This is a genomic window from Photobacterium sp. GB-50, assembly GCF_003026755.1.
Taxonomy (GTDB): Bacteria; Pseudomonadota; Gammaproteobacteria; order Enterobacterales; family Vibrionaceae; genus Photobacterium.
On the sequence record NZ_PYNX01000015.1, the window covers coordinates 1 to 25068 of the forward strand.

20 protein-coding genes are annotated in these 25068 nt (G+C 41.7%); 9 read left to right on the forward strand and 11 right to left on the reverse strand.

The features are described from left to right. Window positions 1-348 precede the first annotated feature (348 nt). From C9J41_RS16010 to gadC, 3 genes are read right to left on the reverse strand one after another with little or no spacing between them, the layout of a single operon-like run. Window positions 349-1749: a glutamate decarboxylase gene (locus C9J41_RS16010; protein ID WP_107294785.1), complete on the reverse strand. Its 1401-nt coding sequence runs from the start codon at window positions 1747-1749 to the stop codon at window positions 349-351. Between the two features lie 15 nt (window positions 1750-1764). Further along, the gene (gene glsA, locus C9J41_RS16015; protein WP_107294786.1) at window positions 1765-2709 is read right to left on the reverse strand and encodes a glutaminase A; all 945 of its coding nucleotides are present in this window, start codon (window positions 2707-2709) and stop codon (window positions 1765-1767) included. A 10-nt stretch (window positions 2710-2719) separates the two neighbouring features. Beyond that, window positions 2720-4237: a putative glutamine/gamma-aminobutyrate antiporter GadC gene (gene gadC / locus C9J41_RS16020; RefSeq protein WP_107247502.1), complete on the reverse strand. Its 1518-nt coding sequence runs from the start codon at window positions 4235-4237 to the stop codon at window positions 2720-2722. Between the two features lie 317 nt (window positions 4238-4554). On the opposite strand from gadC, the gene C9J41_RS16025 reads away from it, so the two are divergent. Then, entirely contained in the window at window positions 4555-4893 is a 339-nt protein-coding gene (locus C9J41_RS16025; protein WP_107207751.1) for a hypothetical protein, read from the forward strand. 78 nt (window positions 4894-4971) lie between these two features. On the opposite strand, the gene dapD is transcribed toward C9J41_RS16025, so the two are convergent. After that, window positions 4972-6003, reverse strand: a complete 1032-nt coding sequence (gene dapD, locus C9J41_RS16030) for a 2,3,4,5-tetrahydropyridine-2,6-dicarboxylate N-succinyltransferase (RefSeq protein ID WP_005371559.1) — start codon at window positions 6001-6003, stop codon at window positions 4972-4974. Window positions 6004-6342: 339 nt separating this feature from the next. Beyond that, on the reverse strand, window positions 6343-6648 hold the full coding sequence (locus tag C9J41_RS16035; RefSeq protein WP_107207750.1) for a YebG family protein: 306 nt from the start codon (window positions 6646-6648) through the stop codon (window positions 6343-6345). Between the two features lie 81 nt (window positions 6649-6729). On the opposite strand from C9J41_RS16035, the gene C9J41_RS16040 reads away from it, so the two are divergent. Further along, window positions 6730-7416 carry a DNA-3-methyladenine glycosylase I gene (locus C9J41_RS16040; protein ID WP_107207749.1) on the forward strand — a complete coding sequence of 229 codons (687 nt, stop codon included), beginning with the start codon at window positions 6730-6732 and terminating at the stop codon, window positions 7414-7416. Window positions 7417-7443: 27 nt separating this feature from the next. On the opposite strand, the gene C9J41_RS16045 is transcribed toward C9J41_RS16040, so the two are convergent. Continuing rightward, window positions 7444-8331, reverse strand: a complete 888-nt coding sequence (locus C9J41_RS16045; protein ID WP_107247503.1) for a LysR substrate-binding domain-containing protein — start codon at window positions 8329-8331, stop codon at window positions 7444-7446. 209 nt (window positions 8332-8540) lie between these two features. On the opposite strand from C9J41_RS16045, the gene C9J41_RS16050 reads away from it, so the two are divergent. The 4 genes from C9J41_RS16050 to recD all read left to right on the forward strand — a co-directional run bounded on the left by C9J41_RS16050 (window position 8541) and on the right by recD (window position 19127). Next, window positions 8541-9533, forward strand: a complete 993-nt coding sequence (locus C9J41_RS16050; protein ID WP_107207747.1) for a TDT family transporter — start codon at window positions 8541-8543, stop codon at window positions 9531-9533. Window positions 9534-9735: 202 nt separating this feature from the next. Further along, window positions 9736-13188, forward strand: coding sequence for an exodeoxyribonuclease V subunit gamma (gene recC / locus C9J41_RS16055; protein ID WP_107294787.1), 3453 nt, complete (start codon window positions 9736-9738; stop codon window positions 13186-13188). 274 nt (window positions 13189-13462) lie between these two features. Beyond that, complete coding sequence (gene recB / locus C9J41_RS16060; RefSeq protein ID WP_107294788.1) at window positions 13463-17065, forward strand: exodeoxyribonuclease V subunit beta; 3603 nt, start codon at window positions 13463-13465, stop codon at window positions 17063-17065. Beyond that, complete coding sequence (gene recD, locus C9J41_RS16065; protein ID WP_107287836.1) at window positions 17058-19127, forward strand: exodeoxyribonuclease V subunit alpha; 2070 nt, start codon at window positions 17058-17060, stop codon at window positions 19125-19127. Before recB ends, recD begins: the two co-directional genes overlap by 8 nt. A gap of 67 nt (window positions 19128-19194) precedes the next feature. Here the strand turns inward: recD and C9J41_RS16070 are convergent, their stop codons facing one another. The 3 genes from C9J41_RS16070 to argA form a co-directional block, all read right to left on the reverse strand. Further along, complete coding sequence (locus tag C9J41_RS16070) at window positions 19195-19743, reverse strand: disulfide bond formation protein B (protein ID WP_005371573.1); 549 nt, start codon at window positions 19741-19743, stop codon at window positions 19195-19197. A 13-nt stretch (window positions 19744-19756) separates the two neighbouring features. Beyond that, complete coding sequence (locus tag C9J41_RS22075) at window positions 19757-19912, reverse strand: DUF5993 family protein (protein WP_005371575.1); 156 nt, start codon at window positions 19910-19912, stop codon at window positions 19757-19759. Between the two features lie 136 nt (window positions 19913-20048). Further along, complete coding sequence (gene argA, locus C9J41_RS16075) at window positions 20049-21377, reverse strand: amino-acid N-acetyltransferase (protein ID WP_107207743.1); 1329 nt, start codon at window positions 21375-21377, stop codon at window positions 20049-20051. A 170-nt stretch (window positions 21378-21547) separates the two neighbouring features. Here argA and C9J41_RS16080 point away from each other — a divergent pair, with 170 nt between their 5' ends. Beyond that, window positions 21548-21958, forward strand: coding sequence for a DUF2850 domain-containing protein (locus tag C9J41_RS16080; protein ID WP_107207742.1), 411 nt, complete (start codon window positions 21548-21550; stop codon window positions 21956-21958). Here C9J41_RS16080 and C9J41_RS16085 read toward each other — a convergent pair. Then, entirely contained in the window at window positions 21955-22170 is a 216-nt protein-coding gene (locus C9J41_RS16085) for a hypothetical protein (RefSeq protein WP_005371580.1), read from the reverse strand. The genes C9J41_RS16080 and C9J41_RS16085 overlap by 4 nt on opposite strands. 299 nt (window positions 22171-22469) lie before the next feature. Here C9J41_RS16085 and mltA point away from each other — a divergent pair, with 299 nt between their 5' ends. Together mltA and tcdA are read left to right on the forward strand one after the other, a co-directional pair. Then, window positions 22470-23600, forward strand: coding sequence for a murein transglycosylase A (mltA, locus tag C9J41_RS16090; RefSeq protein ID WP_107207741.1), 1131 nt, complete (start codon window positions 22470-22472; stop codon window positions 23598-23600). Between the two features lie 121 nt (window positions 23601-23721). Beyond that, window positions 23722-24531 carry a tRNA cyclic N6-threonylcarbamoyladenosine(37) synthase TcdA gene (gene tcdA, locus C9J41_RS16095; protein WP_045084836.1) on the forward strand — a complete coding sequence of 270 codons (810 nt, stop codon included), beginning with the start codon at window positions 23722-23724 and terminating at the stop codon, window positions 24529-24531. An 84-nt stretch (window positions 24532-24615) separates the two neighbouring features. Here tcdA and csdE read toward each other — a convergent pair whose 3' ends face one another. Then, the gene (gene csdE, locus C9J41_RS16100) at window positions 24616-25050 is read right to left on the reverse strand and encodes a cysteine desulfurase sulfur acceptor subunit CsdE (protein WP_105060883.1); all 435 of its coding nucleotides are present in this window, start codon (window positions 25048-25050) and stop codon (window positions 24616-24618) included. Between the last annotated feature and the right edge of the window lie 18 nt (window positions 25051-25068).

Here is a 25068-nt window from a genome sequence, read left to right on the forward strand (position 1 = left end):
CTGTTTTTAGTGACTGTTTTTAGTGACTGTTTTTAGTGACTGTTTTTAGTGACTGTTTTTAGTGACTGTTTTTAGTGACTGTTTTTAGTGACTGTTTTTAGTGACTGTTTTTAGTGACTGTTTTTAGTGACTGTTTTTAGGTTATTTTATGGGAGGGTTTAAATTATTTATTAAGACTCTTTTTATTTGTTTTTATCTGCAGATAAGCTGAAGGGGCGATTGAAAGGTTACTTTGATAATATTAAAGAGAATTTGGCGATTAATAATAGTAGGCGATTTTGGTTTATTAATATTAGTTAAATAAAGGCTGGCAAAACCAGCCTTTATTTAAAATAGATGTAAATATAATTAGCGACCACTATGATCAAATGTTTTTACATCTTCAGCAGTGCATTTAGCTTGTGCATGTGTATTTAGAAAATCAATTGAACGTTTAAAGTCAGCAATCAATAAATTAGCTAAATCAATCGTTAGACCTTGTTTAACTAAGATACGTTGTACCACAAGATCTTGCGCGTTTGCAGGTAAGCTATAAGCAGGCACTAACCAGCCACGAGTCCGTAGACGATCTGCTAAGTCATATAGGCTAAATGAAACATCAGCATCATTTTTTAAGCGCCATGAAATTGCTGGAATACCTTTTTCACGGTTACCGTCAAACAAGAATTCAAACAGATTAAATTTGTTTAACTCTTTGACGAGGTATTCGCATACATCGTAACTTGCATCATGAATACGTTTGTAGCCTTCATAACCTAAACGTAGGAAGTTGTAGTATTGCGCAATGATTTGTCCTGCAGGGCGAGAGAAATTCAAGGCGAAAGTCGGCATGTCACCACCTAAGTAGTTAACATGGAATACTAAGCCTTCAGGTAAATCTTCTTTACTACGCCATACAACCCAACCACAGCCTAAAGGTGCTAGACCGAATTTATGGCCAGAAGTACTTATTGATTTAACACGCTCTAAACGGAAGTCCCAAGGATCAATTTCTGGAGCACAAAATGGTGCTAGCATTGCGCCACTTGCACCGTCAACGTGGATATCGATAGAGTTACCAGTATCATGTTCGTAAGTATCTAGTGCATCAGATAACGGTTTTACTGTTTCGTATAAACCGGTGAAAGTTTGACCGAAAGTCGGTACCACCATGATAGTGTTTGCATCGACAAGCTCTAACATGTCTTCTGGCGTCATACAGTAATGACCATCAGCCATTTTTGTTTCACGCATTTCAATGTCCCAGTAGCGGGCAAATTTTTCCCAACAAACTTGGACTGGACCACAAACCATGTTTGGTTTATCGGTTGGTTGACCAAGAGCACGACGCTTTTCACGCCAGCGCCATAGGGCAGCCAAACCACCTAACATACATGCTTCACTAGAGCCTGTAGTTGAAGTACCGACGGTAGTTACTGATTCTGGTGAATTCCATAAATCCGCTAACATATGAACACAGCGACCTTCTATTTCAGCAGACTGAGGGTATTCATCTTTATCAATCATGTTCTTATCAATGGATAGATCCATTAATTTGTGCACTTCATCTTCTTCCCATGTTTGGCAGAAGGTGGCAAGGTTTTGACGTGCATTACCATCAAGATAAAGTTCGTCACGGATCATTTGATAGATCACGTTAGGTGCTTGTTCTTGCTGTGGTAGCTTGGTAGTTGCCGCAACGTTATGAATAGTATCTGAGCCATAGATTGGATCATTACCAGTTTTACGTGTTACTTCATGAAGAGCCATAATTTTCTTCCTACCTTAGTGTTGCTTACTGTTAAACAAGTTCCAGCCCATAGTTTGAGCGACATGTTTGATCATTAATTGTCCGCGTACGCTATTACCAAATTGGTCGATACGAGGTGAGAATGCAGCGAGTGCACCTACGTTTGGAATAATGGTAACTAAACCACCACCAACACCACTTTTTCCTGGTAAACCAACATCATAAGCCCAGTCGCCCGATGTGTCGTAAAGCCCTTCCATCATCATTTCAGCTAAGATATGAGAGGCATTTTCAGGGCTAACAAGCTGTTGTCCTGAAATTGGGTTTTTACCGCCATTAGCATAAGTGGCACCTACCGTTGCCAATTCAACAGTATTGAATAGCGTCGAACACTGACGGGTATAAACATCACACGCTTCAAGTGGATCAGAGTAGATACGGTTTGATGATTCTAGTAACAAAGCAATTGCCCGATTATGGGCATTGGTTGTTTGCTCTGACTGATTCACATCCTCTGAAAGCTCAATGTTCGCCCCAGCTAGCGCTGATTGAAACGCGAGAATTTTCTGCCAGCGTTGTTCTTTATCATCAGCTTCAATTAGGCTTACCGTTGCCATTGCACCTGCATTTACAAGCGGTGTCAGTGGTTTACCGTTATGGAGTTCAAGCGCCATCACTGAATTAAACGGTAAGCCCGTTGGTTCAGCACCGACTTTACTGTGAATGGCATCTGCACCTGATTGTTCTAGTGCTAACCCTAATGTCATGATCTTTGAGATAGATTCAATGGCATATTTATAGTCAACATCTTGGATTTTAATGACTTCGCCGGTGACAGAGACGAAAGCCAATCCACATAAATCAGATGGAACCGATGCTAGGAACGGGATGTAAGAAGCATTAGCGCCATCTTTGTTGCCTTTATGCAAATCAAACGCTTGTTGCATAACGGCAGCGACATCTTTTTTACAACACGACATATTCATTTCCTTACTGATTCAATGTGTGAGTAACTTTGTCTGATGGGTTAATTACACCTGGATGAACGTTTTCAATTTCCCAAGTGAATGGCGCAAAGTCTGTAACCGCTGGATCTTTCCAGTGAGGTTTGCGGGCTTTGTAGATAAATAGCGGAACAGATACAAAGATGATGGTTAGCACAACTAAGATACCTACGTATTCTTGAGGGCTACCGACAGAGATCTGACCGGGTGGAATGAATGAGAAGATGAAGGCAGTTAAAGAGCCAACAAAACCTACGCCACCAACAAACCACATACCACCATTACCACCAGGGATTTTGAATGCACGAGGGCGGTTTGGTTGGCTATAACGTAAGTGAATGGCAGCAGCAAACATCAATAGGTACATCACAAGATATAAGATCACTGTAAGCTGACTTAAGATCTGATAAGCCGCTTGTACAGAAGGAAGTACCACAAATACGACTGATAGAGCGGTAACAAGTAGACCTTGCATCAACATGATATGTGATGCCATGCCGTGTTTGTTTGTGTATTGCCAAAAACGAGGTAAGTAACCGCCTTTTGCCACAACAAGTAGTGCTGAAGAAGGACCAGCAACCCAACCAACAACACCCGCTAGTACGCCAAGAGCTAAACATCCAGCCATGACAGGCGCAGCCCAGCTAATACCAGCCCAAGCAAACATGTCATCGTAAGTAACAAGTAAGCTTTGAGTTAAGCTAATGTCTTTTTGAGGGATAACAAACGCAATCGCTAATGTACCGAGTACGAATACACATACCGTACCAAGTGCAGCGATACCGATAGCGATAGGGTAGTTACGTGGCGCATCATCAACTTCTTTAACGTGAATAGCGTTCATTTCCATACCGGCGTAGAACAAGAAGATGCTGGCAGCAAGAACAACATTATTAAAGTTAGAGAAGTCAGGAATGAGTTTATCCCAGCCTAATTGAATTTGTGGCGTATTACCGGCGAAGAAATAAGAAAAGCCTAATACAATTAATACGATACCAGGAATAACAGTACCAATTAAACCGCCCCATTTAGCGACTTTAGAGAAAGCTTCAGTACCACGTAGAGCAATGAAAGTGGCGATCCAATAAATAGCGAGAACAATGGCAAGTACGAAGAATTTATTTTCTGATAGGGCTTGGTCAAAGGTATGGTTAGGTCCCATAAAAGCAAGGGAAACAGAACCGAATGTTAGTGCTGTTGGGAACCAAACGGTCACCTCAATCCACAACATAAAAATAGCAACAAGCGCCAGTTTTGGACCAAATGCTTCACCTACCCAGCGGAAGATACCACCTTTTTCCGACCAACCTGTTGCGAGCTCTGCGGCAACCAGTGATACAGGAATAAGAAAAACAACCGCAGCAAAAATATAATAAAAGATTGAACTTAAACCATATTCCGCTTCAGCAGGAAGACCACGTAAACTCACCACGGCAACAATGTTTAACATTGCTAAGGCAAATACGCCGATCCTCCCTTTATTTATTTTGTCGTTACTAGCCATAAAAACCTACTTATATTTCCATATTTAACATGCGTGGGTTAGGTGTCCTTGTAGGCGTATAACATTTTAATAAACGTTATATGGAGACAGGTGTTACCTAATGGCAAGAAAAGTAGCATCAAGCATTTGCATTTAACATTCCTAAAAAAAATACTTTAAGTTGCAAATATTAATGTTGTTTTAATGAATAAAAAGAGTAGAAGTGGTTGTTTTTTATGCTTATCTAAATTAAATGAGCGCTTATTAGAAATAGAACAAATAAATTTACTTGATAGCATTAATCGGTCTATGAGATTCTAAGTTTAAGGATTTAATAGATGGATAATATAGTGAAATTCTTTTTTCAACGCAGTGAAACGGACTCTGAAATACGTATAGAACTGAAGACCGCCCCTTTTTATTTGTTATTAGCAATGATTGCTGGCTGGTTAGCTATTAGTTTTATTTTGAAATCTAATGAGGCTGGTTCAATCTTTTTACCGGTACTTATAGGTTTTATCATGCTGCGATTTTTTGCTTTAATTAAAGCGCAGAAAGAAGTACTAGGGGCGATGAAAGATCGTCGACTAACGACTCAAGGTAGTAAATTTTCTTTTAATAATCCGTTTATTTATATTATTAAAAAGAAAGTAGATAACACTAAACCAGAAAAATAAGTATTAATCTTTTATAAAAAAGCGGCTCACTAAAATAGTGAGCCGCTTTTTGTTATCGATTATCTATCGACAATAAAATTAGTTATTGCTGTGTAATTCGCTGTTTAGCTCAATCGCAGTTTTGTTGGTTAGACATTCGATTTGACCTGTCATAGAGTTACGACGGAACAGTAGATCAGGCTTACCAGCAAGATCGCGCGCTTTAACCACTTCTACAGGCTTACCGTTAGCATCAAGCATTTGTACTTTAGAGCCAGCAGTTACATATAGACCAGATTCGATAGTACAACGATCCCCCATAGGGAAACCAAGACCCGCGTTGGCACCTAGTAGGCTGTTTTCACCGATAGAAACCACTACTTTACCACCGCCAGAAAGGGTACCCATGATAGATGCACCCCCACCGATATCAGAGCCATCACCCACAACAACACCTGCAGAGATACGGCCTTCGACCATACTTACACCAGTAGTACCTGCGTTAAAGTTGATGAAACCTTCGTGCATAACTGTCGTACCTTCACCCACGTGTGCGCCAAGACGTACACGAGATGTATCAGCAATACGAACACCTGTTGGTACCACGTAGTCCACCATTTTAGGGAATTTATCAACACAATCGACAGTGATCGTTTCACCGTTTAAACGGGCTTCCATTTGACGATCAGCAAGCTCAGGAAGATCAATTGGACCTTTGTTTGTCCATGCGATGTTGTGCAGTAAGCCGAAGATACCGTCAAGCACAACGCCATGAGGCTTCACTAAACGGTGCGAGATAAGTTGCAGCTTTAAGAAACCTTCAGCAACAGATGATGGAGCGAGATCTGTTTTTAGCATCACCATAACAAGCGGCTGAGAAGACAGTGTTGCTTTTGCTGCAAACTGTGCACTTACTTCATCGTCTGCATCTTCAAATGCTGAAGCGATAGCTGCACATTGTTCTGGTGTTACTTCAATCGCTTGGTTGCCGCCACGGTAGCCAACAATCGTCGCAATATCTTTTACTAATTGTTCTGATGGATGAAGCGTTGGGGTTGGGAAAAACGCTTCAATGATTTTTCCATCACGGTTTTTAGTGGCTGTACCTAGGGCAAGTGAAAAGCTAGACATGGTTACCTGTTCTCCATTACAAAAAATGTGATGTTAAATACACCTTACAGTAAGGTGGAACATCAAGATAAGCCCGAGAAATCATTTGCAACGAGCAGATAACTCCCGATTAATAAAACCATAATAAAGACACTTGGTAAGATATAGAAGAGCCGAAAGAAAAATCAGAGCAAAATGATGTTTTTTTTACGAATCTGTTGGCTTAAAAGAAGGGAATAGCCCTTTAAGATGGGACAAATTACTGGCTGATATTTGCTGTAGAATTGAGTTTTTATTGCTGAGTTATAAAAAAACCTCCAGTGAGGAGGCTTTCAACAGCGAACGGGATAATTTTAAAAATTATGCTGCGTCTTCTTGCTCTGGGGTATCAGCAACAACTTCAGGTTTTGCGACCTTCTTTTTTGCTACTGGTTTTGCTTTTTTCGCGCCTAACGCAATTAATACTTCTTCACGCTTTTGCGCTAAGAACATAGATAGTTCTTCTTGCTTGGCTTCATCTTCGAAAAGCTCACTTTCGCTAAGTAAAGTAAACATCTCGTCAGCCATATCTAGCATTTTGTCGTATGCGTCGGCTTCGGATTTAGAGGTGAAAGTCATCTTTTCTTCTCCGTTGCGCTCAACTACATATTTGACGATAACAGCCATGGTCATCCTCTCCGAAATTGATTTACTGGCTGTTTATACAGTAGCATACTAGCTTCGTCCAGTGCTAAGCGTGTTAATGTGATGACCAAAGAAAAATTTGACCAAATTTACATCAGAGCAGCAGAAAGAAAAGGGGGCGATATCGCATTAGAACAGCGATTATCACTGCCACTTAGTTGCAACGAATTAAAAGCGATCACAGATGATCGGTGGCTTGCGTGTTTAACTCAAAAAATCTTTCAGTGCGGGATTCGCTGGCAGGTTGTACGCAATAAATGGGCTGGCTTTGAAGAGGTATTTTTTGGTTTTAATATTGAAAAAATGGGTTTAATGCCTGAGGAAATGTGGGAACGTAAAGCGCAAAATCCCGAAATTATTCGTGATTTAAAGAAGGTAATGACGATCCCTGAAAACGCCAATATGATCCACCGTGCAGCAGTTGAGCATGGTTCATTTGCCAATATGGTTGCCGAGTGGCCAGAGCAAGATATCGTTGGCTTATGGTTGTACTTAAAAAAACATGGCAAACGTCTAGGCGGCAAAACTGGTGCTTATAGTTTACGTGCGATGGGTAAAGACAGTTTCTTGTTTACCAAAGATGTGGAAAGTTATTTGCGTCATACGGATATTGTGGATGGTGGACGAGACACATTAAAATCATGGCGAAATGCGCAACATGCGTTTAATGATTGGCAACAAGAATCTGGCCGATCATTAACTGAGATCAGCCAAATCATTGCTTACAGTGTGGGTGATAATCGTGTTTAACTGATGTATTTAAGACGAGTATGACGGTTAATCAAATGTCCATTGCTGGCTAAATTGAATAAAAGATTCTAGCAATGGACTTTGGTACTTTTCTTTATGGAAAATCAGCCAATATTGGCGGCGCATATCTAATGGCATTGGCAGTAATACAATGCGCTTTTCTTCAACGGCATGTAATGCCGCACGTTGTGAAATACAGGTGATCCCAAGTCCTGCGGAAACACTATTGATAATCGCTTCTGTAGTATTTAGCTCAAAAGCTGGCGTCCAATGCTCTAAACGTGGCGCTAAGCGATTTAAGAAAAACTCACGTGTGCCAGAGCCTGTTTCGCGCAGAACCCATTCAGAATCTTCCAGATCAGATAAGCGTAATGCTTCAATTTTTGTCAGTGGATGATTAGGATGACAAGCCACCACCATATTATCTTCGAGCCACGGCTGCACAATAAGATCCGGGTGCTGTACTTTACCTTCAACAAAGCCCACATCTAATTCAAATTCAGTGAGTTTCTGACATACTTGCGCAGTGTTAGAAATAAACAGTTTTTGGTGACGATGTTGGGTCGCTGAGCGGAAATCTCGAATTAAAAAAGGTGTTAGCTGATTGCCTACAGTATCACTTGAACCGATTTTTAGCTCACCAGCAATAACATCGTCTTGATCAAACAGTTTTTCGATAGTGTTAGAACGCGCTAACAGTTCGTCAGCCAAAGGCAGTAGTTTCTTACCTTGTTCGTTGATCAGTAAGCGGTTGTTGTTGCGATCAAACAGTTTATGATCAAGCTGCTTTTCTAGCTCAGACAATGCCATGCTCACTGCTGGCTTGGATAGAAATAACTTTTCTGCGGCTGCGGTAATGGTACGTTCTTGGGCAACGGTTACGAAAACTTTCAATTGTTTTAGCGCTATATTCATAACTATCCTTTGTTGAAAACTCATTGTGCAAGGTCGTTATTTATCATTAATGACGGTAAAATTTCGCCTTTAAAATATTGGTTAAGTTTAACTTAACATGTGGTTAAATATATTCAGATATTCTAAAACAATCAAGCTGGATATACTTAGTTACATCAAAAGAAACAGACAATTCGCTAAGAGCTATCAGATAAAGGCGGAGAGAGAACATGATTAAGACGACGAAAAGAAAAGTAGCAGGGGCGCCAACGCCTATGGCAGGTTTAGCACTCGGTATTGGTAGTGTTTTATGGTGCTGGGAAAATGGTGCCACACTTCATGGTTATGCACAAATGACAGGTGCAGTCATTGCGGCATTGATGCTACTCGTTTTAGTTGCAAAATTTATATTCCATCCAAAATTATTATGGGGTGATTTATCTCACCATGTAGTGGGTAGTGTTGTACCAACATTTGCGATGGCATTAATGGTGGTATCAAAAGCGATTGGTTTATATGTATCAGCGCAAGCAGGTGCTTACCTTTGGTTATTCGCGGTAATTTTACACGTTATTTTCTTAACACTATTTATTTACCACCGTGCATGTGACTTCCACCTTCACCACATGGTGCCAAGTTGGTTTGTACCGCCAATCGGTATTATTGTTGCTGATGTGTCGTTCCCAGGTATTGCAGAGCTACACCCATTAGCAAACGTATTGTTAATCTTTGGTATGTTGTCATACGCAGTCATGCTTCCAATGATGATTTACCGCTTTATGTTCCGTGATGAAGTGCCAGATGCTGCAAAACCAACCATTGCGATTATGGCAGCGCCTGCTAGCCTATCACTCGCAGGTTATTTAACAGTAACGGCAAACCCATCACCAGTAGTGGTTGCATTACTAGCCGGTATTGCAGTATTGATGACAGCGGTAATTTACTTAGCTTTCTTCCGTTTATTACGCTTAGAGTTCAGCCCAGGTTACGCAGCTTTTACGTTCCCAATGGCAATTGGTGCAACAGCACTATTTAAAACTGCAGCGTGGATGAAAAATTACGGCTTTGATGCTCACTATGTGGCACAAGTTCACGGTCTAGCAACCATTGAGCTTTATATCGCAACGATTATCATTGGCTATGTAGCAATTCGTTATTTAGCATTTTATCGTCCATTCGGACTTCTTAAAAATAACAGTGAACACTGTCCACAAAATGTCTGATAGCGATGGTAATACAGGCAGATGAGTTAAGATTATTTGCCTGTACTATCACTGATGTTTTGTGTGTTGCCCGATCGAAAGATCGGGCTTTTTTTGTTTTAGGGCTAAGACAATATTGTTAATATTTCTGCCTGTATGTATTTACAGTGTTCAATTCATGGTAGACAATTTAGTTATTCATCACCTGCTGTGAGATACCTTAGTGTTTACCGTCTACCATTCAAATCAACTCGACTTGCTTAAATCTTTGCTGGTGGAGCTTATTAAGCTAAAGCCATTAGCCAATCCATTTGAAAAAGAACAGATTCTGGTACAAAGTCCAGGAATGTCGCAATGGTTAAAAATGGAATTAGCAAAGTCATTGGGTGTGGCTGCTAATATCGATTTTCCACTGCCAGCGACCTTTATTTGGAAGATGTTTACCCAGGTCCTCGCTGATGTACCAGAGCGCAGTGCATTTAACAAAGAAGCGATGACGTGGAAGTTAATGCAAGTGCTACCAGCACAGTTTGAGCAACCTGAATTTGAAGCGCTACAGCGGTATTTAGACGGTGATGACGACAATTTAAAGTGCTATCAGTTAGCTGAAAAAATTGCCGATATTTTTGACCAATATTTAGTGTATCGCCCTGAGTGGATCCAACAATGGGAAGCGGGGGAAACGGTCGCTGAATTAGAAGATGAACATCCTTGGCAGCCTATTTTATGGCAAGCACTGTACGATCAAACCTTGGCACTTGGACAATCGCCTTATCACCGTGCCAACTTGTACGAACACTTTATTGAAACGCTACAAAACTACAACGCATCACAAGGTAAAGAAGCATTAATAGCAGCGGGCCTACCACAGCGTTTATTTGTGTTTGGTATCTCATCCTTACCCCCTCGTTATCTAGATGCGCTTGCTGCTATTGGTGAGCATATTGATGTGCATTTAATGTTTACTAACCCTTGTCGTTATTACTGGGGAGATATTCGCGATCATAAGCATCTTGCGCGATTAGCAGCAAAGAATCGAGTTAAGTTACGAGCTATCGAAAATAGTATTGACGAAGTATTGAGTGACTACAAAGATGAAGATCTGACATCTTATGATGAGATGGTTGAAAAATTAAGTGGTAACAGTCTTCTAGCCTCAATGGGAAAACTGGGGCGTGATAATGTTTATTTATTATCCGGTATGAATGTAAATACAAACGATGATGGTTTTGTAGATATTGAGCCAGATAATTTATTGCATGCTATTCAATACGATATTCTTGAATTAATTGATCGTCAAAATGATGAGTTACTTGAATCTAGTGAGCATAAATTCTCAATTGCTGCAGATGATAACTCACTCTCTATTCATGCATGTCATAGCCCAATGCGTGAAGTTGAAGTACTTCACGACAAGTTGTTAGCGATGTTTGAGGCAAACCCTAACCTGAAACCACGCGATGTGATCGTGATGGTGGCAGACATCAATGCCTACAGCCCCGCCATCCAAGCGGTATTTGGTAATGCGCCGGGCAATCGTTATATTCCATTTTCGATTTCTGACCGAACCGCAGAGCAAGAAAACCCGATATTGTTGGCGTTTTTACGTTTGTTAACTTTGCCTGATAGTCGCTGTCATGCTTCAGAACTGTTAGAGCTATTAGAAGTGCCTGCGGTGATGAATAAGTTTGGTTTTGATAGCCAAAGCTTTGAGAAAGTAAAACAGTGGATCGAAGAAGCGGGAGTTCGCTGGGGCTTAGATCAGCATACATCGAGCCAATTTAATCTTCCTGAGCAGATGCAAAATACTTGGCTGTTTGGTATTCAGCGCATGCTGTTAGGTTATGCCATGCCCCATAATACTGGTTTGTTTGAAGGCATTTCTGCTTACGATCAAGTACAGGGGATTGATGCGGAGTTAGCTGGGCAGTTAGCTGGCTTTATTGATTGCTTAATTAGTTACCGTGAAGTGTTAGCACAGCCACATTTGGTGACAGAGTGGGCGGATACACTTAACCAAATGCTGGATGATTTTTTTGCGGTGGAATTAGAAGGCGAACTGGTTCTTAAATCTATTCGCGATAACTTACACCGCTTGCACGAACAACTCGATGATGCGGGTTATAAAGGTGAGATCACACCAGCAGTGCTAACTCAATATTTACGCGATAAGTTATCGGGTGAGCGAGTAAGCCAACGCTTCCTTGCTGGACAAGTGAATTTTTGTACCTTAATGCCAATGCGTTCGATCCCCTTTGATGTGGTGTGCTTGCTTGGCATGAATGATGGTGCTTACCCTCGAAATATTGCCCCTGAAGGGTTTGATTTAATGAATGGTCGCACTAAAGCGGGCGATCGTTCTCGTCGTGATGATGACCGTTATCTTTTCCTTGAAGCATTATTATCAGCGCAAGAAACCTTATATATCAGCTACGTGGGTCGCTCAATTCAAGACAACGCAGAAAAAATTGCGTCTGTGCTAGTCAGTGAGCTGGTGGAATATTGTCAGCAAGGTTATTGCTTAGAGGGGGATGAATCTCTTCCTGTCGATCAATCAGCCGAAAACATTAAACAAAAACTGATTGAGCACCATCCCTTAGTGCCATTTAGTCCGAGTGCTTTTATCGGGAGTAATAGCAGTTATGCCATTGAATGGCTACCCGCTGCTGCTCGTGAAGGGCAAGCGAGCCAACCTTTCCAATTAGGTGAACTTCCTCCAGAACCGATTGCCGATGATCAACAACAAGTATTAGAGCTTGCTGAGTTGCAGCGTTTCTGGCGTTTACCGGTACGTTATTTCTTTAACCGTCGTCTGAAAGTCTACTTTGAGCCGCCAATGGGATTATTGGAAGATGATGAACCGTTTGTGCTGAATCATCTTGAAAGTTATCACGTTAAAGATGAGCTATTAGCATTATTGCTTGATGCTCAAATGACCAATAAAGATCCGGATCAGATCTTCAGTCATTTCGCTCAAGAGCAAAAAGCAGCGGGCAAGTTACCTGTAGCGGCATTTGGTGATATTGATTTAGATGCCAGTCGTCTAGCAGTACGTGAGTTAGTTAGCCAGATTGAGCCATTAATTCATGCGCCATTAGATGATCAGGAAGTGGCAATAACACTAACGATAAATGGTCATGCCGTATTACTTCAAGGTTGGCTGAAACAGCGCTATCAATCAGGTTTAATGCGTTTTCGTAGTGGTAAAGTGCGCTCGGTAGATTTACTCGCGGCTTGGTGTGATCACTTATGTTTAGCGATTAGCCAGCCAGAATTGAACCAGAAAACACATATTATTGGTACCGATAAGCACCTTGTCATTAATGCGATCGAAGCGAGTAAAGCACAAGGTTATTTACAAGAGCTTATCGAGTTGTATTACCAAGGTTTGAATCAACCTTTAGCGTATTTTCCGAAAACAGCACATGCAGGTATTCAAGCGTGTGTTGATAAGCAAGGTAACTGGAAAGACGATGAACAAACCATCGAGAAAGCCTACAGCAAAATGGCAGATTGTTTTAACGATGGTTACTTCTTTGCAGGTGAAGGCGCGGATGAATACATCAATCGAGTATGGACACATTGGAATGATGAACTTGCACAGAATAGCTATGTGTTGGCACTGAAAGTACTACAGGCTGCAGTATTAAATAGTGAAGAAGTAAAGCCGGAATAAGGGGTAGTGTGGCCGCCAGCAAATCATTATTAGTTGTAGGGTGCTTGCTGTACGGCCACCGGTCCAGAGGTGACCAAGTTTCTGGCGCTGATACTAACCAACCGCTGTAATACAAACCGTGAGTAAGTTCTCACAATATTAGAATATAACAAGATTTGATCGCTCAATATTCGCTTATAAGTGTTTGATCACAGTAGTGATGTGAGCAAGATCACCTTGAGCTTCAAGGGATCATTGGAGTGATCGAGTTTTACGATATGGGACAAGTAAAATCATGACGGTACAAACGCAAACCAATATTTTGCAGCCAATGGCCTTTCCATTGCATGGTACACGTTTAATTGAAGCATCTGCCGGTACGGGCAAAACATTTACTATTGCCAGTTTATACCTGCGTCTATTACTCGGTCATGGTAATGCAGAAACGCGTCATGCTGTTGAATTAACGGTTGATCAAATACTGGTGGTGACTTTTACCGAAGCGGCAACGGCAGAGCTTCGCGATCGTATTCGTGGCCGTATTCACGATGCGCGTTTAGCGTTTAGTCGTGGTGTGAGTGGCGATCCCGTTATAGCCCCGTTACTGCAAGAGTATCCCGATCATAAAGCGGCAGCCAATATTTTACTGCAAGCTGAACGTCAAATGGATGAAGCGGCTATTTATACCATCCATGGTTTTTGTCAGCGAATGTTGACTCAAAACGCGTTTGAATCAGGCTGTCGTTTCAACAATGAATTTGTCACCGATGAAAGCCAATTGAAGAACTTGGTGGTTGCGGATTACTGGCGTAGTCATTTCTATCAGTTACCACGAGCGCTTGCTTGTCAGATCCGTGATTTATGGTCATCGCCGCATGCGCTATTAAAAGATATTGGCAATAGTTTAACAGGTGCTCCCGTTAAACTTTCTGTAGCGGCTATGACGGCAAGTTTAGAGCAGTTACATCAGCAAAATATCGAACGCATTAATGAATTTAAAGCATTATGGAAACAGCACTTCGCTGATTTAGAAGCGTTAATTGCCAATTCAGACGTGAATAAACGTAGCTATACCAAAAAGAGCCTACCAACGTGGCTCGCTCAAGTGAATGAATGGGCCAATCAATCGACTGAGAATTATGAATTACCGGATAAATTAGAGAAGTTTCACCAACAGGAACTGATCACTAAAACCCCGAAAGGTGAAGCACCACAGCATGCGGTATTTGTTGCGGTTGCAGATTTACTTGATAACCCAGCGACATTACGCGATCCCTTATTAGCGCACGCGATTGAACATTGTCGTATTTTACTGGCGGAGGCAAAAGCCCATAAAGGGTGGTTATCGTTTGATGATCTCTTAACGCAGTTAGGCGCTGCGATCGACAACGATCAAGATGATCTACTGGCAAGTAAGATCCGCAGCCAATATCCAGTTGCGATGATCGACGAATTCCAAGATACCGACCCCTTGCAGTACGGTATCTTCAGTTCGGTGTATCACGATCACCCTGAATGCGGATTGTTTATGATCGGTGATCCTAAGCAGGCGATTTATGCGTTTCGTGGGGCAGATATTTTTACTTATATTCAAGCCCGTCGTCAGGTTCAAGATCATTACACATTAGGTACCAACTGGCGTTCAACGGCAGATATGATTGCGTCGGTAAATAGTGTCTTTGATACCCCTAATAGCCCGTTTATTTATGATCAAGATATTACGTTTGACCCTGTTGGTCATAGTCCGAAAGCACCAGATCGTAGCTGGTGGCTAAACGGCGAACAACAACACGCGCTCACGTTCTGGTTGCAAGATAGCCTCGATGGTAAGCCTATTACCAAGGGCGATTATGAGTCGACGATGGCAACGGCGACAGCCGCACACATTCAGCATATTTTAGAGCAGTCACAACAAGGGCAAGGCTACTTTTTAGATAAAGAAACTCAACACCCAGTGCAAGCGGGTGATATAGCGGTGTTAGTACGTACAGGACGAGAAGGTAAGTTGGTGCGTGAAGCACTGGCAAAACAAGGGATTGCCAGTGTGTATTTATCTAATCGTGATAGCGTTTTTTCCACTGCTGAAGCGGCTGATGTACAGCGATTATTACAAGCGGTACTAACACCTGATGACGATCGCGCATTGCGTGCTGCGTTGGCGTCAGGGTTGTTTTCTTTAACCGCAATAGAGCTCGATACGCTTAATAATGATGAGAATGAGTGGGAAATTGCAGTAAATAGCTTTAAGCAATACCGTCAACAATGGCTCAAGCGTGGCGTGATGCCTATGCTACGAAGCGTGATGGCGAAAAACAATATTGCTGAGCGTTTATTAGTGGAAGAAGGCGGTGAACGTCGTTTAACTGACTTACTTCATATTGGTGAATTACTGCAAGAAGCGAGTCAAACCTTAGACAGTGATTATGCGCTATTACGTTGGTTGGCTGAAAATGTAGCTGAGCCAAACGGTAATTCTGATGAACAAATTTTGCGTTTAGAGTCCGAACGTAATTTGGTGCAGATTGTTACCATCCACAAATCAAAAGGATTGGAATACGATTTAGTCTTTATGCCGTTTGTTTGTAGCTATCGTGAAGTCGATAGTAAAGGCGAAGTGAAGTATCACGATGAAGACGATAACGTGACGATTTTAGATATTACCAAGCATGCTGATTCTATTTCTAAAGCTGATAAAGAACGCCTCGCAGAAGATTTACGTTTAATTTATGTAGCGTTAACTCGTGCAGTTTATGGCTGTTTTGTTGGTATGGCACCTGTACGTAATGGTCGCAGTAGCAAAGAGCCGACTGGATTACACAAATCAGCGATGGGGTATTTAATTCAAAATGGAGAAGAGTGCGGTGTTGCAGCACTAGAATTAGCACTGGCTAAGTTATCTGAAGCGCAACCGACGATCACTATTGCTGAACCTCCAGTATTACCTGTCGATAAGTGGGCAGGACAAAATGAGCAAACTGAGGCGTTGAATCGTCGTGAATTTGAGCGTCAGATTGAACGTAATTGGTGGATGACCAGTTACTCCAACTTGGTGAAACAAGGTCATCAAGCGCATCATGATAGCAGTTTAGATCTTCCTGGATTTGATATCGATTCTGTACAGAAAGAAACGCCAGAAAACAGTGAAACGGAGGTGGAGTTAGAGCCTGAATACTCTATTTACACTTTCCCTCGCGGTGCGCGTCCGGGGACATTTTTACATACGGTGTTTGAAGAAATTGAGTTTACTCGTCCTGTCGATAGCCCAGAAACTGTCGCTAAACTGACGGAGCTATTGCAACTTGAACATTACGAGTTAGCGTGGCTACCTGTATTGCAGCAATTAATTAACGATGTTTTGCACTGTCCATTAGATGGCGAACAATTGCGATTGGCAGAAAAAACACCACAACAACGTTTAACGGAAATGGAGTTTTTACTCCCGATTGAAATGTTGCAATCACCGCTACTCAATAAAGTCATTGCTAAGCATGATTCTATTTCCGCGAAAGCTGGTGAGCTTGGCTTTAGTACGGTCAGCGGTATGCTTAAAGGTTTTATTGACTTGGTGTTTGAACATCAGGGTAAATATTACGTATTAGACTGGAAATCGAATTATCTTGGTGATGATCCACAGGTGTATCGTGGTGAGCAGTTGGTTGAAGCGATGCGCGATCACCGCTATGACTTGCAGTATCAAATTTACGCCTTAGCGCTGCAACGTTTCTTGCGTAGCCGTATTCCAAACTACGACTATGAGACCCATTTCGGTGGTGTGTATTACTTGTTCCTACGTGGTATTCAAGCTGGTAGTGACAGTGGAATTTTCCATGCGAAACCATCGCAAGCATTGTTAGAAGAACTGGATTTATTAATTGATGGAGCATTACCTCATGCTTAAACGACTTCAAGCGTTAACCAAACAAGGTGTGTTGCGTCAGCTTGATTATCAGTTCGCAAAATTTGTCGCGCATCATAGCCCCGCAGATCAAGCTGATTTAGCCGCACTTGTGGCAGCTCTTGCCAGTAATGAATTAGGTAAGGGACATGTTTGCGTAGTGCTAGATACACTTTCGCTTCAGCGTTTATTTAGTTTGCCATCACGTGTTGCAATTGAGTTGTTAGAAGGCGTGCCTGAGCCTTCACAATGGGGAGAGCTATTAAGCCATTTTGCTGTGGTATCAAGTGTGCAAACAGGCAAGGTGCAAGCGACCCCCTTAGTTATTGAACATGGTCGTTTGTACCTCAGTCGTTATTGGCAATTTGAACAAACCGTTGCCAATAAAATCCTCATGATGGCAAACAATGCAGGCTCAGAGGATGTACGATTTAGTACGACTGAGCTCAACGTTATGCATCAGGCATTAGATGATTTATTTCCTGTGACTTACGGTTACTTGTATGAAGCCTTATCAACCGCGACAACAGCTGATGCACGCCAGAGATTAGTGTGTGACATGCTTGATGTGGTGAAACCAGAGCAAGTTGATTGGGCGAAAGTCGAGCATATTTTAGTCAATGCGACATCGCAAAAAGATCTTTCTCAATTAGATGGGGTGATACCACTTGATGCCTGCTTAAATTGGCAGAAAGTGGCAGCTGCAGTGGCATTGACACGTCAGTTTGCAGTGATTTCTGGCGGCCCAGGTACGGGTAAAACAACCACCGTCGCTAAATTACTTGCGGCATTAGTAATGCAAGCCGGTGATGAGCATGTACCTAATATTATGCTGGTGGCACCGACAGGTAAGGCGGCGGCACGTTTAACAGAATCGATTAGTTCTGCGGTGAAATCATTGCCCGTAGCGGCATCAGTGAAAGAGCGTATTCCGACTCAATCGAGTACGATCCACCGTTTATTGGGGGCAATTCCGGGACGCGTTGAATTTCGTCATCATAAAGATAATCCCTTACACCTTGATGTGTTAGTGGTTGATGAAGCCTCAATGGTTGATTTACCAATGATGGCACGATTGCTCGATGCGATGCCTGCTGGCGCGAAACTGATTTTATTAGGGGATAGAGATCAGTTGGCATCGGTTGAAGCGGGGGCTGTGCTCGGTGATATCTGCTCATTTGCTAATCAAGGTTATAGTGGAACGCAAGGGCAAGTGCTTAGCCAGTTGACGGGCTATGATCTTCATAGCACCTCACTCGACTTAAGTTTGGTGGCCGATTGTTTATGCATGCTACAAAAGAGTTACCGTTTCCACGCTCAATCTGGTATTGGTCAGTTAGCGAAAGCAATTAACAGCGGTCGTCCTGCGTTGGTGGAAAAAGTCTGGCAGCAAGGCTTTAAAGATATTCATCATTACGCCTTATCTTCTGACAGTTATCAGTCGATGATTAATCAAGTGACGACCTTCTACTTTGATTATTTAGATGCGATTGCCGAACAACGTGAGCCTAAATTGGTGCTAGATGCGTTTGCGAATGTGCGCTTGTTATGTGCATTGCGCGAAGGTGATTTTGGTGTTGTAGGGTTAAACTACCGGATAGAAAAAGAGTTAACTCACCGCGGTAAAATTAACCCAGGGGACGATACGTGGTATCAAGGTCGCCCAATTATGATCACCCGAAATGATCATGCCGTTGGTTTATATAACGGTGATATTGGTATCACTATGTTAGAGCCAGAAACGGACGCCGTCGATGGTGTGCGTCGTTTGAAGGTCTATTTTGAGATGCCTGATGGTACGATCCGTGGATTCTTGCCTAGTCGTATTCCAGAGCATGAAGTGGTGTATGCGATGACTATCCATAAATCACAAGGATCTGAATTTGCTGATACCGTAATGGTGTTGCCGAATGACTTTACACCGATCTTAACTCGAGAGTTGATTTATACCGGTATTACACGTGCAAAAGCGAGATTGTATCTTTACGCTCAACCAGACGTTATTCGTCGTAGTGTGCAAGTAAGAACTGAGCGGGCAAGTGGCTTATCTGAATTGTTAGTGTAAACCTGTATCTATCAATAAAAACGCCAGCATTTGTGCTGGCGTTTTTTATTGTTCGTTATTTAAGGTATTACTTAAACATGTCTAACAACCAGTAACTAACAGGGTTATCTGGACATTGGTAAGGGCCACATTCAAGGAATGTAGAAATAACATTAATTAGAACGGCCACAATCGCTAGAATACAAACAAACTTACCAAATTTGTTCATTTGATAATTTTCGCTTGTCCATTCTTTATTCCAAAGTAGGAGAAGTAGTGCGACACCGGCGATAGCCATAGCAAAGATCACAAATGCCCATGTGTAGTAGTGCATACCAAGGATCGGGCTACCAAAACCTGGTGTGCCAGGGATAACGTGTAGTGATACTTGGCGAAGCGCTGTCGCTGCACCAAATAATGCACCGACTAAGATCACACCATAATGGCGTTGCTGAGTGCCATAAACGACATTAAGCATAAAGCCGAACATTACCATAACAAAACCAAGACGCTGCAATAAACACAGTGGACAAGGTAATTCATTCCAAGCGACTTGTAATACTGAGCCCATTAATAATACAAAGGTAATACCTAATAGACCCAAGCTATTAAGAAGGGTTACATGTTTATTATTCATTAATCATTCCCCCCTATAATAAAATCGATAGTGAATCAGTGGCATGGTGATGAAACCAATACAAACCAATAATTACGGATGCGGCAAAGAATGCATATCCTACATTTTTTTTACCAATGAAAGCGCTGACCATTGCAATCAAAAGTAATAGAAATATTAAACTCATCATAAGTTGATTTAACCTGAAGTAATTTGTGTTTTTATAATGTTTGTAGCGTTATCTTAGTTGAGCATGTTTTTAGTAAAATAACTCTACACAGACAATTTTACGCTCTTAAGTCACCATTTTGTTAATTTTGTGTCAATTATTTTATTCTTGTGATGAGGATTTTTGATCTTCTTTGGTAATTATAAAGTGCTTTTTTTGCCATTGGCAGCCTATCTACATCACATTCAGAAAAGCCCTGTTCGCGGAACCAGTGTAAGCTTCGAGTGGTTAATACAAATAAGTGTTCGAGGTTTTGTTGGCGCGCTTGTAGGCATAACTCATTAAGCAGTAATACACCGCGATTATCATCCCTAAAGTCAGAATGAATCGCGACACAAGCCATTTCAGCCATTTTCTCTTCAGGAAAGGGATAAAGCGCAGCACAGCCGATAATTAAATTGTCACGCTCTACAATCGTAAATTGAGTAATTTCTTGCTCGAGTTGTTCTCGGGAGCGTCGAACTAAAATTCCGTCTTGCTCTAATGGTTGGATCAGATCTAGAATACCACCAATGTCGTTAATGTTGGCGCGTCGCACTTTTTCTGCGCTCGCCATTACAATTTGGGTACCGATACCATCAAGAGAAAAAAGCTCTTGAATTAATGCCCCATCTTCTTTGTAGCTGATCAGGTGGCTGCGAGGAACGCCAGCTCGACAAGCACTAATAGCACCACGTAAGAAACGCCCAGTACCACAGTCCTGCGCTCGCTGTGCGACAAGTTTTTGATGGATATGATCGGCTTCGTTTGGCAGTAATTCAGAGATAATTTCATTGTTATCGCCCACGACTCCTTGCTCTGAGCAGAAACCAATAAGTTTGTCGGCTTTTAAGCGGATAGCCACTTGGGTTGCGACTTCTTCAGAGGTGAGGTTAAAGCATTCTCCGGTTACTGAACTCGCGATTGGGCCGAGTAGTACAATGGAACCTTGCTCTAACTGACGTTTAATCGCATCGGTATCAATACGACGAATTTTTCCACTATGACAATAATCTACACCGTCATCGACCCCGAGAGGTTGGGCGATAATAAAATTACCACTAATGATATTAATCTGCGCGCCAGCCATTGGAGTATTATGGATCCCCATTGAAAAGCGAGCGGTGATATCTAACTGAAGTTGTCCCGCTGCTTGCTTGGCAATTTCTAATGCTCGTTCATCGGTAATACGGATCCCTTTATGATAAGGAGAATGACAATCTTGCTCTGCCAGTAATGTACTGATTTGTGGGCGAGCACCGTAGACAATAACGATTTGAATGCCTAGGCTATTAAGTAGTGCGATATCATTGACGATATTATCGAAATTGGGATCGGCAAATGCCTCTCCACCTACCATGATCACCATGGTTTTTCCAACATGCGCATTTAGGTAGGGAGCTGATTGTCTGAATCCTTTAACCAGCGGTGTACTACGTCTTTTCACTATCTGACATCCATGTACAAAAAATTTATATGGATAAAGTAAATTAATTTGTCAATTTGTACAGTATTTAAGTGATAGTATTTACAAGATGTTATGGCGGTGATCTTTAATTAACATTGCGAACAATCTGTTAGTTTAAATTGTATTAGTAGTTTTTGTGGAGGTGATAATTGGATAAAGTACAATCATCTAAAGTCAGTACTTATTATCTGATGACAAAACATTCACAAACAATTATTTTGATCTTGCTATTAGTCGCTGGTTTAGCACTCACTGGCCTGTTTGTATCTAAAGCAGCATTATCTTCTTGGCTAAAGTCCCCTTCATCTGAAGCCATATATGGCTATTGGAAAGAGCATGATGTCGCGCAATATGTGGCAGAAAGTTTTGAGATCCGCCCGCTGGGTATTTATCGTGATGGAAGGCTAGTGACGACACAGTATTGCTGGGATGGTCAAACATTGAGCTATCAATTAGGTGAACAGCATTACTCTTATCTTTATCATGATAATAACTTTATTCGTCAGCAGCCTGCACATTACATTTCTACATTTGTACGCACACCATTACTACTTAATTAGATCAGTTTTAGTAGCTCATGGATGGAACTTTGTTTGAGTGCTATTTGTCTCAAGAGATCAGCTATCTGTGGCGTACCGCCAAGACAATGCTGGATCACGTGGTTAATTTGGTGTTGAGGGACTCCTTCGCTAGTTAAATTTCTGATCCACTGGTATTCAATAGCATTGGGATCTAACAAGGTATCTTTGCCAACTTTAAGTGGTGATTGCATCTCTTTATATCCTTATGAGTGCGTTATTTTTATTATTAGTTTGTGAGTTGTTTATTTTTTGTGACGATTTTATTAAATCGCTTGTATGTGACAATAATATGACACTGGATGAATCATTAATAATATAAATATCTATATTCGTTGAATGAAAATGTAAGCACTGCAATGACATTTAGATATAAATATGACTTAAGATTATTGCGTTATATTGTTATTGATTTGCTACTATTGCCTTCATTCACATATATCTACCATATTAGCTGTATCTCGCATTTTAAAATTTTATAGGCTTATCTATCGTGTTACGTAAAGCAGCAATCGCTATTATTATGTTTGGTTTAGTTGGTTGCGCATCGAATAATGATGCACAATCAACCAATGAACAAACCGCTATTCAAAAAAATCCATTAGCTCACCAATATCTTGGTAACTATTTTCCACATGTATTAAATCGTGTTTCAACCATTAAGTCAGATAAGCAGCGCGATTACACAACCTTTGCTCCCCAAGCTGAAATGGTAGTCACACGTTCTCCCTCAATGGCACGCAAATATGGCCCGTTATACAAGCAACTAGAAAAGTGGATCAGTGCGGGTGGTGATCCAAGTAAACTGGCTAGTTACGGTATTGAAGCGGCGCAAATGGGCGGTGGTGATAATAAAGGTAACGTAATGTTTACTGGTTATTATTCACCTGTTATTGAACTTCGTCATACACCAAATGCAGAGTTCCGTTACCCTGTATATGCAATGCCTAAGTGTAATGGTCGTTGTCCATCTCGCGCTGAAATTTACAATGGTGCGTTAAAAGGCAAGGGCTTGGAGTTAGGTTACAGCAAATCCATGCTAGATATTTTCATGATGGAAGTTCAAGGCAGTGGCTTTGTGCATTATGAAGACAATGATCAATTAGAATACTTTGGTTATAACGGTAAAAATGGTCACCGTTATGTGAGTATTGGTCGAGTATTGATTGATCGTGGTGAAGTGCCGAAAGAAAAAATGTCACTGAAAGCCATTCAAGAGTGGGTATCTACCCATAGTGATGCTGAAGTGCGTGAACTATTAGAGCAAAATCCATCATTTGTTTTCTTTAAACCAACGAAAACGTTAGATGTTAAGGGTAGCGCGGGGATTCCGTTGCTTGCTAATGCTGCTGTAGCGGCAGATCGAAAATATATTCCTATGGGCTCTGCGTTGCTTGCAGAAGTACCCGAGCTTGATGCTCAAGGTAACTGGACGGGTAAACACGTTTTACGCCTGTTACTTGCGTTAGACACGGGTGGTGCTGTGAAGAAAAACCACCTCGATCTTTACCATGGTATGGGTAAGCAAGCAGGCACTGATGCGGGTCACTACAAGCACTTTGGTCGTGTATGGCGTTTAGGCTTAGAAGGAACTGCAACACAAGACCCTTGGCTTAAGCCATAGTTTGGTACTGTTAGAAAGCATTTCCAACAAGTTTGAGTGATGCTAACAACTGGACAATCCTATTAAGAGTGCGTATAAAAACGCACTCTTTCTTTATCCATCAGATCAGTGAAGAAATACTATGCGCGAACTTGATACCCCAGCATCCGACAGTTATAACCAACGTTTTGGCGGCACACGTCGTTTATACGGCAATAGCGAAGTAGACATTCTTCGTGCTGCACACGTGTGTGTGATTGGTATTGGTGGTGTAGGTTCATGGGCGGCAGAAGCGTTAGCGCGTTCAGGTATTGGTGAGCTTACCCTGATTGATATGGATGATGTGTGTGTGACGAATATTAATCGTCAAATTCATGCCATGACAGGGACGGTAGGTAAAAGCAAAATTGAAGTGATGGCTGAGCGTATTCACCTAATCAATCCTGAATGTAAGGTCAATTTGATTGACGATTTCATCACACCTGAAAATCAAGCTGAATACTTGTCAAAAGATTTTGATTACGTGCTCGATGCAATAGATAGCATGAAGCCAAAAGCGGCACTGCTGTCATACTGTAAGAGTAATAAAATTAAGGTGATCACCACAGGTGGTGCTGGCGGTCAAATGGACCCAACACAAATTCAGATCGCTGATTTGACAAAGACAATCCAAGATCCATTGGCGAAGAAGTTACGTGATACCTTGCGTCGTCATCATAACTTCCCTAAAAACCCAAAACGTAAGTTTGGTATTGATTGCGTATTTTCAACAGAGCAACTGAAGTACCCACAAGCCGACGGCTCTGTGTGTGCAGTAAAAGCGACAGCAGAAGGGCCCAAGCGTATGGATTGCGCGAGTGGTTTTGGCGCGGCAACCGTTGTGACTGCAACGTTTGGTTTTGTCGCGGTATCACAAATATTACGTAAGCTTATCGAAAAACATAAACAGTAATCGATAGGCAGTGACATGAAAAAGGCAGATCATATGATCTGCCTTTTTTGTTGCTGTGCTATTTCTAGGACTGATAAATCTTGTTTAGCGTGCGAGTTGTTTTATTTGCTCAACAATCGCTTTTAACCCATTGCCACGAGACGGACTCAAATGGGCAATTAAACCGAGTGAATCAAAGTAGCCATCAATATCAAATTCACTGATCTCTGTACGCGTTTTACCGTGATAAGCGGCAAGTACGAGTGTTATTAAGCCGCGAACAATACGCGCGTCAGAATCAGCTTGAAAATAAAAGTGATCGCCAACTTGCTGGTGGCGAAGCCAAACTTGCGATTCACAACCACTGACTTTTAACTGCTCATCTTTGTCTTCTTCTGCCATTACCGGCAGTTTCTTACCTAGCTGAATGACAGTACGGTAGCGATCTTCCCAGCCTGAAGCGTTTTGCATTTGAGCCACAATGTCTGTATCTGAAATGTCGGTGCCGAAAGGGTGATGGGGAAGTGTAAGTTCAGTCATAGTATTCAATCCAGATAA